We start from the raw sequence: 13,492 nt of genomic DNA, 5'->3' as shown, positions 1-13,492 counted from the left end.
GCTCGCTCCCACATTGAATCGGTGGTGAACACAAATTTTGTGAACATCCCGAATCCCTGTGGGAGCGAGCCTGCTCGCGAAGCTTTTTTGGCTTTTAGCGGCTGGCGATCAACGCCTGACCGCGAGCCACTGCAGCTTTCACCTGCGCTGGCGCCGTCCCGCCGATATGGTCGCGAGCATTCACCGAGCCTTCCAGGGTCAGCACGGCAAACACATCCTGCTCGATCTGGTCGCTGAACTGACGCAGTTCTTCCAGGCTCATCTCGGCCAGATCCTTGCCAGTGTCGACGCCGTATTTCACCGCGTGGCCAACGATTTCGTGGCAATCGCGGAACGGCAGGCCACGGCGCACCAGGTAGTCCGCCAGATCGGTCGCGGTAGAGAAACCGCGCAGCGCCGCTTCCCGCATGATCGCGTGTTTCGGCTTGATCGCCGGGATCATGTCGGCAAACGCGCGCAGCGAATCGCGCAGAGTGTCGGCGGCGTCGAACAGCGGTTCCTTGTCTTCCTGATTGTCCTTGTTGTACGCCAGCGGCTGGCCTTTCATCAGGGTCAGCAGGCCCATCAGCGCGCCGAACACACGGCCGGTCTTGCCGCGCACCAGTTCTGGCACGTCGGGGTTTTTCTTTTGCGGCATGATCGAGCTGCCGGTGCAGAAGCGGTCCGGCAGATCGATGAACTGGAACTGCGCGCTGGTCCACAGCACCAGCTCTTCGGAGAAGCGCGACAGGTGCATCATCGCGATGCTCGCGGCCGAGCAGAATTCGATGGCGAAGTCGCGATCGGAAACGTTATCCAGCGAGTTGCCACCGACGGCGTCGAAGCCGAGCAGCTGCGCGGTGTATTCGCGATCGATCGGGTAGGTGGTACCGGCCAGCGCGGCGCTGCCCAGCGGCATGCGGTTGGTGCGCTTGCGGCAGTCGACCAGGCGCTCGTAGTCGCGGCTGAGCATTTCGAACCAGGCCAGCATGTGGTGCCCGAAGGTCACTGGCTGCGCAGTTTGCAGGTGGGTGAAGCCGGGCATGATGCTCGCCGCTTCACGTTCGGCTTGCTCCAGCAGGCCTTTTTGCAGGCGGGTGATCTCGGCGAGGATCAGGTCGATTTCATCACGCAGCCACAGGCGGATATCGGTGGCCACCTGGTCGTTGCGGCTGCGCCCGGTGTGCAGTTTTTTACCGGTGACGCCGATGCGGTCGGTCAGGCGTGCTTCGATGTTCATGTGCACGTCTTCGAGGTCGACGCGCCAGTCGAACTGGCCGGCTTCGATTTCACCCTGGATGGTGTTCAAGCCATCGATGATGCTGTCGCGCTCGGCATCGCTCAGCACGCCGACCTTGGCCAGCATGGTGGCGTGGGCGATCGAGCCCATGATGTCGTGGCGATACAGGCGCTGGTCGAAAGTGACGGAGGCGGTGAAGCGGGCGACGAAGGCGTCGACGGGTTCACTGAAGCGGCCGCCCCAGGACTGATTGGTCTTGTCAGTGCTCATGAATTCGCTCGTATCGGCTTGAAGAAATGGCGTGAAACGCTGGCGCGGATGATAACAGGGTTGCCAATCCTGTCGCTGGCACCGGTCGACAGGTTTTTTTCCTCAGGTGTCAGGCGTGGCGAGCGCTGTCTGCAAGGAATTTACAAAAGGATATTTTTTGATTGAGCAATATCGTTCCGACGAACGTCTACAGTGGACATAAGGGTCGGTACATACGCAGATCATGCAAAGGTCTGGCCACCGACTATAAGAAGAGGGGGCGGGTGAGTTGTCCACCAGTCAACCACCGCGAGAAACGCAGGAAACAGTGGGCTCTGAGCGGTACGACCCGGACGCTGGCAAATATTGCTGGCCGACGTACGGCACTTTTTGGCGCTCGGGCTAGTCTTAGCGTGGATCGCGGTGACGCAGGTCACTACACCTGTCTACGCTATCCTTGTGCGAGACTCACGCAGGAATCCAGCGCAATATGAATGTCCTGATCGTTGATGACGAACCCCTGGCTCGCGAGCGCCTAAGCCGTATGGTGAGCGAACTCGAGGGTTACACAGTCCTGGAGCCCAGTGCCACGAATGGCGAGGAGGCGTTAGCGCTGATCGACAGCCACAAGCCGGATATCGTGCTGCTCGATATCCGCATGCCGGGCCTCGACGGCCTGCAGGTTGCTGCCCGACTGTGCGAACGAGAGACGCCGCCGGCCGTGGTGTTTTGCACCAGTCCCGATGAATTTGCCGTGGAAGCCCTGCAGGCCAGCGCCGTGGGCTATGTGGTGAAACCTGTGCGAACCGAACACTTGAATGAAGCCCTGAAGCGGGCTGAACGTCCCAACCGGGCGCAACTCTCGGCCCTGACCCGTCCCGCTGCCGAAAGTGGCAGCGGTCCACGCAGCCACATCAGCGCGCGCACCCGCAAAGGCATCGAGCTGATTCCGCTGGATCAGGTGGTCTACTTCATCGCCGACCACAAATACGTGACCCTGCGTCACGAAGCCGGCGAGGTGCTGCTCGACGAACCCCTCAAAGCCCTCGAAGACGAATTCGGCGAACGCTTCGTGCGTATCCACCGCAATGCGCTGGTCGCCCGCGACCGCATCGAGCGATTGCAGCGCACACCACTGGGACATTTCCAGTTGTTCCTCAAAGGCCTCAATGGCGATGCGCTGATTGTCAGCCGTCGGCATGTCGCTGGCGTGCGCAAGATGATGCAGGGGCTTTGACCCGGTCGTCACCGGGCCTTTCGACTTCTTCTACCCGGCATGGCAGGCCAGGGAGGCCACGCCGTTTTCTGATTCAGGTCAAAGTGGAATTGACTGAGCTGTTATTATCCGCCGTATCTATTCAGTACGGATTGCTCCATGTCCCCTCGCGAAATCCGCATCGCCACCCGTAAAAGTGCGCTGGCCCTCTGGCAGGCCGAATACGTCAAAGCCCGTCTTGAAGCGGCCCACCCGGGCTTGCTGGTGACGCTGGTGCCCATGGTCAGTCGCGGCGACAAGCTGCTCGACTCGCCACTGTCGAAGATCGGCGGCAAGGGTCTGTTCGTCAAGGAACTGGAAACCGCGCTGCTGGAAAACCACGCCGACATCGCCGTGCATTCGATGAAAGACGTGCCGATGGACTTCCCGCAAGGCCTGGGCCTGTTCTGCATCTGCGAACGTGAAGACCCGCGCGATGCATTCGTCTCCAACACCTACGCAAGTCTTGAAGCGCTGCCGACCGGTGCCGTTGTCGGCACATCGAGCCTGCGTCGCCAGACCCAATTGCTGGCGCGTCGCCCGGATCTGCAGATCCGTTTTCTGCGCGGCAACGTCAACACCCGTCTGGCCAAGCTGGACGCCGGCGAGTACGACGCGATCATCCTCGCAGCGGCTGGCCTGATCCGCCTCGGTTTCGAGGATCGCATCACCTCGGCGATCAGTGTCGATGACAGTCTCCCGGCCGGTGGCCAGGGCGCGGTCGGCATCGAATGCCGCAGCGCCGATAACGAAATCCACGCCTTGCTCGCGCCTTTGCATCACGCCGATACCGCTGCGCGGGTGAACGCCGAACGTGCCTTGAACAAACATCTCAACGGTGGCTGCCAGGTGCCGATCGCCTGCTACGCCGTGCTCGAAGGCGAGCAGTTGTGGCTGCGCGGTCTGGTTGGTGAGCCAAGCGGCGGCAAGCTACTCAGTGCTGAAGCGCGCGCGCCACGCGCTGATGCCGAAACCCTGGGCGTGCAGGTCGCCGAAGACCTGCTCAAACAGGGCGCTGACGACATTCTCAAAGCGGTATACGGCGAGGCGGGTCACGAGTGACGGCCTGGCGCCTGCTGCTGACGCGCCCTGCGGACGACTGCGCGGCGCTCGCCGAACAGTTGGCCGGGCACGGGATTTTCAGCAATTGCCTGCCGCTTTTGGACATTGTCCCGCTGCCGGTCTCTGACAGTATTCGTCAGGCGATCAGGCGATTGTCGGCCTGCGGCGCAGTGATCGTGGTCAGCAAACCGGCGGCGCGGATCGCGGTTGATCTGCTCAAGAACGCAGGCGCGGCACCATTGAGCATGCCATGGTTCAGTGTCGGCGCAGCGACCGCAGAGATTCTGCGCGAGCACGGTCTCGATGTGAGCTTCCCGGCGGATGGCGATGACAGTGAAGCCTTGCTGCAATTGCCGCGCTTGCGCGAGGCGGTGAGCGAGTCCGGCGCGCAGGTGATGATCCTGCGCGGCGAGGGTGGTCGGGAGCTGCTCGCCGAGCGCCTGCGTGCGCTTGGTGCTAGTGTCGAGTATCTGGAGTTGTATCGCCGCGACCTGCCAGCCTACCCGCCAGACGAGCTGCCGCGGCGGATCGAAGCGGAACGCTTGAACGGGCTGGTGGTCAGCAGTGGACAGGGTTTCGAGCACCTGCGGCAGATGGCCGGCGATGCCTGGCCGCAGATCGCGCAGTTGCCGTTGTTTGTACCAAGCCCGAGGGTCGCCGAGCTGGCACGTGCCGCCGGGGCTCAAACAGTTGTGGATTGCCGCGGCGCGAGTGCCGCGGCTTTGCTGACGGCGTTACGGGAATCTCCCGTGCCGTTTTCTAATGCAAAGGATGGATACGTGAGCGAAACAGCCTTGCCAAAAGATGACGTCCAGCCTGCGCTTGATGCCCAGGTTGAAACTCCACCACCGGCCAAAGAGCCGCGCCGAGGCAATGGACTGGCGATTGTTGCCCTGCTCCTCGGCGCCGCCGGTGTCGCCATCGGTGGCTGGGGTGTCTGGCAGGTGCGCCACCTGCAGAACAACACGCAGCAGCAGTCGAGTCAGGTGCAGGCGTTGAACGATCAGGCGCAGAGTCTGAAGCTCAACGAACAACGTCTGACCGAGCGCCTGGCGCAGTTGCCCGGTGCCGACGAGCTCGCCGAGCGTCAGCGTCTGGTCACGCAATTGCAGGGCGATCAGCAGCGCCTCAATCAACGTCTGGAAACCGTCCTCGGCGCCAGCCGCAAGGACTGGCGTCTGGCCGAGGCCGAGCACTTGCTGCGTCTGGCCAGCCTGCGCCTGTCGGCATTGCAGGACATCAGCAGCGCGCAGGCACTGGTGCAGGGCGCCGACGAAATCCTCCGTGAACAGAACGACCCGGGCTCCTTCGCCGCGCGCGAGCAAGTGGCGAAAACCCTGGTCGCCCTGCGCAGCACCGAACAGCCGGATCGTACCGGACTGTTCCTGCGCCTGGGCGCGTTGCGCGATCAGGTCATCGAGCTGACCGAGCTGGCGCCTGAATACAAGGATCGCGGCGAGTCGCTGCTGGGCCTGACCGCCGACGGCGATGGCGCCAGTCGCTGGGCGCAGTGGTGGGACAAGGTGTCGCGCTATATCCGCATCGATTTCAACGCTGACAAGAACGTCAAACCGCTGCTCGCCGGGCAAAGCCTGAGCCAGGTGCGCCTGGCCCTGAGCCTGGCGCTGGAGCAGGCGCAGTGGGCGGCGCTCAACGGTCAGGCGGCGGTTTATACCCAGGCGCTGGCCGAGGCGCGCGATGTGCTCAAGGGCAATTTCAACCCGGACAACCCGCAAAGCAAAACCATGCTGGAACAGGTCGGCGAGCTGAGCAAGGAACCGGTCACGGTCAAAACCCCGGATCTGACCGGTACCTTGAGTGCGGTGCAGGGGTATCTCGAGCGGCGTAACGTCAATGCCGAAGAATCGGTGAAACCGTTCGCCAAGCCTGCCGCCAACCCGGCGCAGGAGGCGACCCCATGAAGCGCCTCTATGTAATCGTGTTTCTGGTCATCGCTGCGACAGCAGCGCTGGGCCTGGCGATCGCCGAGCATTCCGGTTACGTGCTGGTGGCGTACAAGAGCTTCCGCTATGAATCGAGCCTGTGGGCAACACTGGCAGTAATCGCGGTGCTGTGGCTGCTGTTCTGGGGCATCAAGGTATTGGTCGAACTGGTGATGACCTCCACCGGCGTGGTCAATCCGTGGTCGCGGCGCAATCGCAGCCGTCGCGTGCAAGTGGCGATCGAACACGGGCAACTGGATCTGGCTGAAGGTCGCTGGGCCAGTGCGCAACGGCATTTGACCCGCGCTGCGGAAGCCGAGCGCCAGCCACTGCTTTACTACCTCGGCGCCGCACGTGCGGCGAACGAACAGGGTCAGTACGATGAAAGCGACCGTTTGCTCGAGCGTGCGCTGGAACGTCAGCCGCAAGCCGAGTTGGCGATTGCCTTGAGTCATGCCCAACTGCAGACCGATCGCGGCGACACCGACGGTGCACTGGTGACCTTGCAGGCGATGCACGAACGGCATCCGCGCAGCGCGCAAACGTTGCGTCAATTGCAGCGTCTGCATCAACAGCGTGGCGAATGGTCGGCGGTGATTCGTCTGCTGCCAGAGTTGCGCAAAGACAAAGTGCTGCCGCCAGCCGAACTGGCTGAACTCGAGCGCCGCGCCTGGGGTGAAAACCTGTCCTTGGCCGCGCATCGCGAAGAAGACGGCACGGTCGGTCTGCAATCGCTCAAGCGTGCGTGGGAGCAGCTGACTTCGGCGCAGCGTCAGGAAGCGCCGCTGGTGCTCGCCTATGCTGAGCAACTGCGCCAGCTTGGCGCTCAGGTCGAGGCCGAAGAAGTGCTGCGCGCCGCGCTCAAGCGCAAATACGACAGCCATCTGGCGCGTCTGTATGGCCTGGTTCGTGGCAGTGATCCTGCGCGTCAGTTGCAGACTGCCGAAGGCTGGCTCAAGGAGCATCCGGCCGACCCAAGCCTGCTGTTGACCCTCGGGCGTCTGTGTCTGCAAACCAGTCTGTGGGGCAAGGCCCGTGATTATCTGGAAAGCAGTCTGCGTGTGCAGCGCAATCCAGAAACCTGTGCGGAGTTGGCGCGTCTGCTTGCACAGCTCGGCGATACCGAACGCAGCAATCAGTTGTTCCAGGAAGGTCTGGGGCTGCTCGATGAGCGGCTGCTGGCGGCGCCTTTGCCGGTTGCAGCGAAGGTCTGAAAGGCGGGGGAGCTGGCTCCCTCGCGAACTTTCAATGAGTGAAAATTCCACTTCTTCAGGTGCCAGAGGCAAAGTCCTACAGAGTGGTTCACCGTTTCCCTCCGGCCCTGTCGGGTTTTCCCTACACCTCTGGTGAACTGTCGGCAGGCCCTCGCCTTGAAAGGCTGACACGCTTTCCTCTACCGTAACCGTCTGTCTCTACTGTTACGGAAAAGCCATGTCGTTGGCCTGCTCACGCTCCTTGTTCTTCATGGCTTTCATTGCGGGGGCCTTTGCTCTGGGAGCTTCCTATTATCTCGAATACGTGGTCGGCCTGACGCCTTGCACCTTGTGCCTGGTGCAGCGGCTGTTCCTCACTCTGCTGTGCATTGTCAGCGGCGTGGCGGCGGTGCACGGTCCGCGGCGTGTGGGCATGTGGTGGTACTGGCTGTTTGCGCTGGGCGCGAGTCTGGGCGGAACCACCGCTGCCTGGCGGCAGGTGTTGATCCAGAGTGACTCCATGCTGCAACTGGTCAAATGCTCGCCCACCGTGGAATCGCTTTTCAGCGGCTTGCCGTGGATATGTGCTTTGCAACGGATGTTCAACGGTGGCGCCGATTGCGCGGAAATCTCATGGACGCTGTTCGATCTGAGCATCCCGGAATGGAGTCTGCTGTTTTTTGTCGGTGTCTCGATTCTTGCGGTTTATCAGTTGCTGCGTCTGATCTGGAGCGCTCTGCAGCGACCGGTCAGCGACGAAGCGTCGCATCACTCGCTGGTCAGGGATTAAACACTTGTATGAACTTTATCTCCTGCGTACCTTGAAGCCATAGGCGTGCGGGCATAATCTGGCCGGCACGTGTCATTGGATTTATGTTGCTCGATGACGCTCTGCCCGATCGTCCACCCAGTCAAATCAGAACAGGGGCGCGGGTGTAGAGCAGCATGACCCACAAGGGAAGAGAGATCGCCATGCTCGAAAGTTGTCAGAATGCTCAGGAACGTTGGGGTGGGGTTCATCTGCTGATCGACCGCTGGTTGCAGGAGCGTGAAGAGCTGATCGGCGCCTACGACAAACTCGGTGCGCAGCCTGATTCGCTGTCCGAAAGCCGCAAGCCTTTGCTGGAATTTTGCGGCGTGCTGGTCGATTACGTATCGGCGGGGCACTTCGAAATCTATGAACAGCTGACTGGCGAAGCCAAGGCGTTCAACGACAAGCGCGGTCTGGAACTCGCCGAAACGATCTACCCGCGCATCGACGTCATTACCGAGAAGCTGCTCGCGTTCAACGACCTGTGCGATGAAGGCAAATGCGTTGCAGAGAAATTCAAGGAGCTCGGGGGGTTGCTGCACGAACGCTTCGAACTTGAAGACTGCCTGATCGAAGTGCTGCACACGGCACACAAGGCAGAAGATCCGGTTCAGGCCTGATCCACGACCTTCATGAAAAACGGTGCGCCCGAAAGCGCACCGTTTTTTTATGCCCGATCAGCTCGTCGCGCCACGCAGTTCCACTTCAAATACCAGCGGCGTGAAGGGCGCGATCAGGTCGCCGGCACCGTCGGCGCCATAGGCCTGATCCGATGGAATCACCAGCCGCCACTTCGCACCCACCGGCATGTTCTGCAAGGCGGTGCGCCAACCGGCGATCACGCTGTCGAGGTTGAACCACTGCGGCTGGGTGTTCTGATCGAACACGGTGCCATCCGGCAGCTTGCCGACATACAGCACCTGCACTTTTCCGTCGGGGCCGGCCTTGGCGCCACTGCCCGCAACGAGCTCGGTCAGGAGGATGCCATCGGCCAGTTCCTTCACCCCCGGCTTGGCTTTTTCTGCGCTGAGAAAACGTTGCTCGTTTTCCATCGCGGCGTCGCTCGATTGGCGTGAGGCCTGCTCGGCATTGCGCGATTCGTGATCGGCGAGAATCTGTTCGATGCGCGCTTCACTCAATGCCAGTGGCTTGCCCTGATAAGCCTGTTGCAGACCTTCGATCAGCGCCTGGACCTGCAACTGCGGCACCTCCTGGCGCAGCCGTTCTCCGAGGCTGGCACCGAGGCTGTAAGCCAGGTCATGAGCATCGTTCGCGGTAGTTTTTTCATCAGCATACGCCGCCGAAAAAAACACGCAGAGGGACAAAATAATGTAGCGCGACATGGGCACTCTCCGACCTGAGATGCGGGGGATTATGCCAGTGCGAACGCCTGCATCGGTGAACTGCTTTTTCCTCGGTGCAGAACATTTCGGCGTCGGTGCAACGCAACGGCAGAGATACTGTCAACATGCCCTAGCGGCGGTATCAGCAGAGGTCTAGTATGAGCCGCACTCACGTCAGCCAGGAGGTAAACCATGTCGGCCACCAAGAAGCCTGTAAATACTCCGTTGCACCTACTCCAACAGTTGTCGGGCAGCCTGCTCGAGCATTTGGAAAACGCTTGCTCGCAAGCCTTGGCTGATGCTGAAAAACTGCTCGCCAAGCTGGAAAAACAGCGTGGCAAGGCGCAGGAAAAACTGCACAAATCGCGCACCAAACTGCAAGACGCCGCCACCGCTGGCAAAGCCAAGGCGCAGAACAAAGCCAAGGCTTCGGTGAAAGAACTTGAAGAGCTGCTCGACGCACTGAAAGATCGTCAGTCCGAGACCCGCAGCTACATTCTGCAACTCAAGCGTGATGCTCAGGAAAGCCTGAAACTGGCCCAGGGTGTTGGCCGTGTTCAAGAAGCAGTGGGCAAAGTATTGTCGTCGCGCTCGGCCAAACCGGCAGCCGCTCCAGCGAAGAAGGTCGCTGCCAAACCTGCTGTAAGCAAAGCCCCGGCGAAGACCGCTGCGGCGAAACCTGCTGTTGCGAAAACCGCCGCCAAACCAGCGGCCAAGGCGCCAGTGAAAGCGGCTGCCAAACCAGCGGCGAAAACTGCAGCGAAGAAGCCGGCGGCGAGCGCGGCAAAACCGGCGGCTAAAACCACCGCAGCCAAACCTGCTGCCGCCAAGCCAGCAGTGAAAGCCACCCCTGCCAAAGCCGCTGCGAAATCGGCCGCGAGCAAAGCTGCACCGACGAAAACCGCAGCCGCCAAACCTACGGCGAAACCGGCAGCCAAGCCTGCTGCCAAAACCGCCGCTGCGAAGCCTGCCGCCAAGACTGCAGTCAAACCGGCTACCGCCAAACCTGCTGCGAAAGTGGCGGTAAAACCGGCTGCCAAACCTGCCGCAACATCCGCAGCAAAACCTGCGGCAAAAACCGCTGCGAAACCGGCCGCCAAGCCTGCTGCGAAACCCGCTGCTGCCAAGCCTGCGACCGCTGCTGCAAAACCGGCCGCCAAGCCAGCCGCAAAACCAGCGGTGAAAAAGCCTGCAGCTGCCAAGCCAGCCGCGACCAAACCGGCCACCGCTCCAGCGGCCAAGCCTGCCACTGCCGCTACCCCGGCTGCTCCTGCCGCGTCGGCACCGTCGTCCGCTGCTCACTCGACCCCTTCGACTGCGCCAGCGCCAGCCGCTTCGTCGAACGCCAGCAGCACGCCAACCAGCGCTTCCTAAGTGCCGGTTGCCGCGACGCGCAGCACTTGCAGCGCGTCGCGGTCCAGGCTGGCGGCAGTGCCGGCCAAACCTTCAAGCCAGGTCACCGAACCTCCCTCGTTGCGCGTCCATTCCTGCGCCACACCTTCAAGCCGCGACAGCAAGGTTCGTTCAGCTTCCAGCTCGAGTGATTTGATCTGCTCGCGCATGCCTTTTACCACCGCATCATCGACGGCCCGCGCTTTCCATTGCATGCGCAGGGTTCGCAGCGGCTGCACCACTTCGATATCCCAAGGCGCAGTCAGGGCCTTGAGCAAATCCACGCGCGGTTCATCGCAGGCCACTGCACGCTGCTCCAGCCAAAAACCGCACAGCAACAGGCAAACATTGGCGCCCGCCGTTTGCAGTCGCAGGCAGGCATCTTCCACGCCGGGGCGGGCGTAGACATCAAGGGCAAAGCTCCACAGGTCAGAGGACATCGTGCTACTCGCGCCAGTTGTGAGCGAAGCTGGTAGACTCCGCCGCCATTATGATCCGACTTCAGAACCTGACTTTACAGCGTGGCCCGCAACGTCTGCTAGAAGACGCCGAGCTGACCCTGCACGCCGGCCACAAAGCCGGCCTCATCGGCGCCAACGGTGCCGGCAAATCCAGCCTGTTCGCCTTGCTGCGCGGCGAGTTGCACCCGGATTCGGGCGACTGCCTGCTGCCGGCCGACTGGCGCATCGCGCACATGCGTCAGGAGGTCGACACCCTCGAGCGCCTTGCGGTCGATTATGTGCTCGATGGCGACCTGCGTCTGCGCGAGGTGCAGCGCGAGCTTGCCGCCGCCGAGGAGGCGCACGACGGCACCGCGCTGGCGCGCCTGCATGCCGAACTCGACAGTGCCGACGGTTACACCGCCGATGCGCGGGCGCGCAAGCTGCTCGCTGGTCTTGGCTTCACCAACGAGCAGATGGACCGCCAGGTAGGCGATTTCTCCGGTGGCTGGCGGATGCGTCTGAATCTGGCGCAGGCGCTGATGTGCCCATCGGATCTGCTGCTGCTCGACGAACCGACCAACCACTTGGACCTCGATGCGATCATCTGGCTGGAAGAGTGGCTGAAGAGTTATCCGGGCACCTTGCTGCTGATTTCCCACGACCGCGATTTCCTCGATGAGGTGGTCGATCACGTCGCGCATGTCGATCAGCGCAAACTGACCCTCTACCGTGGCGGCTACACCGCGTTCGAGCGCGCCCGTGCCGAGCGTCTGGCCCAGCAGCAACAGGCCTACGAGAAGCAGCAGGCGCAGCGTGCGCACATGGAAAGCTACATCGCTCGCTTCAAGGCGCAAGCGACCAAGGCCCGTCAGGCGCAGAGCCGGATCAAGGCGCTGGAGCGCATGGAAGAATTGTCGGCGGCCCACGTCGATTCGCCGTTCGACTTCGTCTTCCGCGAGTCGACGAAGATCTCCAGCCCGCTCATCGATCTGTCCGATGCACGCCTGGGTTATGGCGACAAGACCATCCTCGAGAAGGTCAAGCTGCAACTCACCCCAGGTGCGCGGATCGGTCTGCTCGGGCCGAACGGCGCGGGCAAATCGACGCTGATCAAGAACCTCGCCGGCGAGCTCGAACCGCTGGCCGGACGCCTGACCCGTGGCGAGAACACCGTGGTCGGCTACTTCGCCCAGCATCAGCTCGACTCGCTGGATTCCAAGGCCAGCCCGTTGCTGCACTTGCAGCGTTTGGCGCCGGGTGAGCGCGAGCAGACTTTGCGTGACTTCCTCGGCGGCTTCGACTTCCGGGGGGCGCGCATCGATGAGCCGGTGCTGAATTTCTCCGGTGGCGAGAAGGCGCGTCTGGCCCTCGCCTTGATCGCCTGGGAACGGCCGAACCTGCTGCTGCTCGACGAACCGACCAACCACCTCGACCTGGAAATGCGCCTGGCGCTGACCATGGCCCTGCAGGAATTCAGCGGTGCGGTGCTGGTGGTGTCTCACGATCGGCACTTGCTCAAGAGCACCACCGATAACTTCTATCTGGTCGCCGACGGCAAGGTCGAAGAGTTCGATGGCGACCTCGAAGACTACGCGCGCTGGCTGGTGGAATACCGCCAGCGCAATGCGCCGGGCAGCAACACGCCGGTCAATCCGGACAAGACTGACAAGAAAGCTCAGCGTCAGGCAGCGGCAGCGTTGCGTCAGCAACTGGCGCCGCACAAGCGCGAGGCCGACAAGCTTGAAGCTGAACTGGGCAAGCTTCACGAAAAACTCGCCAAGGTTGATGCCAGCCTCGGTGACAGCGACATCTACGAGCCGGCGCGCAAGAACGAATTGCGCGACCTGCTGGCCGAGCAGGCGAAACTGAAGGTTCGTGAAGCCGAGCTGGAAGAGGCCTGGATGGAAGCGCTGGAAACCCTGGAAAGCATGCAGGCGGAGCTGGAGGCGTTGTCCTGATGGAAGCCTTCAAACTGCCGTTCTCGGCGGTATGGGTCGAGCCGATCTGGTTCACCGCGCAGATTCTGCTGATTCTGCTGGCGGGTTACCTGACCCAGCGTTTCGTCGCCAAAGGCCTGACTCGACTGGGTGAGCGCTATCCGTTCCCGCCGCAATTGCTGATGCCACTGCGCGGCGTGTTGCGCTGGCTGATCATGGGCAGCGCGCTGCTCTTCGTGCTCGAGCGCCTTGGCGTCTCCGCCACGGTGTTGTGGACGGCGCTATCGGGTTTTGTCGCGGTGGCGGCGGTGGCGTTCTTCGCCATGTGGAGCGTGCTGTCGAACCTGCTGTGCGCGATTCTCATCTTCACCGTCGGGCCGTTCCGCCTCGGCGACGTAGTCGAGCTGGTGGACACCACCGACAAGCCTGGCGTCAAAGGTCGGGTGATCGCGATCAATCTGCTCTACACCACGCTGGTCGAAGCCGAAGAGTTGGGCACCGGCAGCGCCATGGTGCAGGTGCCCAACAGCCTGTTCTTCCAGCGTTCGGTGCGGCGTTGGCGCGGGACCGATGTGTTTCCGTCGAGCGGGTTCGAGAAGTAGCTTTCACGTCGTCGGTTCGGACGCCTTCGCGAGCAGGCTCGCT

Annotated in this window: 12 protein-coding genes and 1 pseudogene; 10 read left to right on the top strand and 3 right to left on the bottom strand. The window is 62.0% G+C overall.

The window, feature by feature from the left end; genetic code table 11:
- Positions 1-94: 94 nt before the first annotated feature.
- Positions 95-1,489: an argininosuccinate lyase gene (argH, locus tag DCO47_RS21250; RefSeq protein WP_042607108.1), complete on the bottom strand. Its 1,395-nt coding sequence runs from the start codon at positions 1,487-1,489 to the stop codon at positions 95-97.
- Between the two features lie 469 nt (positions 1,490-1,958).
- Here argH and DCO47_RS21240 point away from each other — a divergent pair, with 469 nt between their 5' ends.
- The 7 genes and pseudogenes from DCO47_RS21240 to DCO47_RS21215 all read left to right on the top strand — a co-directional run bounded on the left by DCO47_RS21240 (position 1,959) and on the right by DCO47_RS21215 (position 8,352).
- Entirely contained in the window at positions 1,959-2,705 is a 747-nt protein-coding gene (locus DCO47_RS21240) for a LytTR family DNA-binding domain-containing protein (protein WP_042607107.1), read from the top strand.
- A gap of 138 nt (positions 2,706-2,843) precedes the next feature.
- The gene (hemC, locus tag DCO47_RS21235; RefSeq protein ID WP_042607106.1) at positions 2,844-3,785 is read left to right on the top strand and encodes a hydroxymethylbilane synthase; all 942 of its coding nucleotides are present in this window, start codon (positions 2,844-2,846) and stop codon (positions 3,783-3,785) included.
- Positions 3,782-4,528: pseudogene (locus DCO47_RS27370) on the top strand (uroporphyrinogen-III synthase); the annotation flags it as partial. The gene hemC and the pseudogene DCO47_RS27370, both read left to right, overlap by 4 nt.
- A 36-nt stretch (positions 4,529-4,564) precedes the next feature.
- Entirely contained in the window at positions 4,565-5,707 is a 1,143-nt protein-coding gene (locus tag DCO47_RS27365) for a uroporphyrinogen-III C-methyltransferase (RefSeq protein ID WP_064364762.1), read from the top strand.
- Complete coding sequence (locus tag DCO47_RS21225) at positions 5,704-6,942, top strand: heme biosynthesis protein HemY (RefSeq protein ID WP_116658862.1); 1,239 nt, start codon at positions 5,704-5,706, stop codon at positions 6,940-6,942. The genes DCO47_RS27365 and DCO47_RS21225 overlap by 4 nt, the downstream gene beginning before the upstream one ends.
- A gap of 217 nt (positions 6,943-7,159) precedes the next feature.
- Complete coding sequence (locus tag DCO47_RS21220; RefSeq protein ID WP_064364664.1) at positions 7,160-7,711, top strand: disulfide bond formation protein B; 552 nt, start codon at positions 7,160-7,162, stop codon at positions 7,709-7,711.
- A 182-nt stretch (positions 7,712-7,893) separates the two neighbouring features.
- Positions 7,894-8,352 (top strand): Rsd/AlgQ family anti-sigma factor, encoded by a 459-nt coding sequence (locus tag DCO47_RS21215; protein ID WP_039757408.1) that lies wholly within the window; start codon positions 7,894-7,896, stop codon positions 8,350-8,352.
- A gap of 57 nt (positions 8,353-8,409) precedes the next feature.
- Here the strand turns inward: DCO47_RS21215 and DCO47_RS21210 are convergent, their stop codons facing one another.
- Positions 8,410-9,075, bottom strand: a complete 666-nt coding sequence (locus DCO47_RS21210) for an FKBP-type peptidyl-prolyl cis-trans isomerase (RefSeq protein WP_083353806.1) — start codon at positions 9,073-9,075, stop codon at positions 8,410-8,412.
- A gap of 192 nt (positions 9,076-9,267) precedes the next feature.
- Here DCO47_RS21210 and DCO47_RS21205 point away from each other — a divergent pair, with 192 nt between their 5' ends.
- Positions 9,268-10,449, top strand: coding sequence for an AlgP family protein (locus tag DCO47_RS21205; protein WP_116658861.1), 1,182 nt, complete (start codon positions 9,268-9,270; stop codon positions 10,447-10,449).
- On the opposite strand, the gene DCO47_RS21200 is transcribed toward DCO47_RS21205, so the two are convergent.
- Positions 10,446-10,907 carry a TIGR02444 family protein gene (locus DCO47_RS21200; protein ID WP_116658860.1) on the bottom strand — a complete coding sequence of 154 codons (462 nt, stop codon included), beginning with the start codon at positions 10,905-10,907 and terminating at the stop codon, positions 10,446-10,448. The two genes, DCO47_RS21205 and DCO47_RS21200, sit on opposite strands and share 4 nt — an antisense overlap.
- 50 nt (positions 10,908-10,957) lie before the next feature.
- Between DCO47_RS21200 and DCO47_RS21195 the strand changes: the two genes are divergently transcribed.
- The gene (locus DCO47_RS21195; RefSeq protein ID WP_116658859.1) at positions 10,958-12,868 is read left to right on the top strand and encodes an ATP-binding cassette domain-containing protein; all 1,911 of its coding nucleotides are present in this window, start codon (positions 10,958-10,960) and stop codon (positions 12,866-12,868) included.
- Positions 12,868-13,449 carry a mechanosensitive ion channel family protein gene (locus DCO47_RS21190; protein ID WP_083353803.1) on the top strand — a complete coding sequence of 194 codons (582 nt, stop codon included), beginning with the start codon at positions 12,868-12,870 and terminating at the stop codon, positions 13,447-13,449. Before DCO47_RS21195 ends, DCO47_RS21190 begins: the two co-directional genes overlap by 1 nt.
- The last annotated feature ends 43 nt before the right edge of the window (positions 13,450-13,492 follow it).

The organism is Pseudomonas sp. NDM, from assembly GCF_003105095.1.
Lineage (GTDB): Bacteria > Pseudomonadota > Gammaproteobacteria > Pseudomonadales > Pseudomonadaceae > Aquipseudomonas > Aquipseudomonas moraviensis_A.
This window is presented reverse-complemented; position numbering and strand designations above follow the sequence as displayed.